The sequence below is a fragment of the Campylobacter sp. 2018MI13 genome (assembly GCF_018501135.1).
Taxonomy (GTDB): Bacteria; Campylobacterota; Campylobacteria; order Campylobacterales; family Campylobacteraceae; genus Campylobacter_E.
Window position 1 is genome coordinate 1 of the sequence record NZ_JAHCZC010000309.1, and the last position, 381, is coordinate 381.

The following is a 381-nucleotide window of genomic DNA, read 5'->3' on the forward strand; positions in this document are numbered from 1 at the left end:
GGTGACGGTCATTTCCGGTCGCTTCGACGACCTGCGCCGCACCTTCTTCCTCATCAGCGACGACCCGCGTGTGCTGGGCATCCTCATCGCCTTCTGCTTCGGTGGTCTACTAGAAGCCCTGGCCGGGTTCGGTGCCCCCGTCGCCATCGCCGCTGCGATGCTCATCGCTATCGGATTCGGCAAGCTCCGTGGTGCCATCACTGCCTTGGTCGCTAATACCGCCCCGGTGGCGGTCGGAGCCGTCGGTCTGCCGGTTCTCATGGCCGCCAAGACCGGTGGCTTGGACGTCGCGATGGTGGCCCCGGTCACCGCCCGCGTCTGCGCCGTGCTCTGCCTCGTCGTCCCCTTCCTCATGCTGGCGATCATGGACGGCCGTAAGGG

General features: G+C 66.7%; 1 protein-coding gene. It reads left to right on the forward strand.

From position 1 onward, the window contains the following. On the forward strand, positions 1-381 hold a 381-nt coding region (locus KJQ99_RS11470; RefSeq protein ID WP_214150776.1), incomplete at both ends, for an L-lactate permease.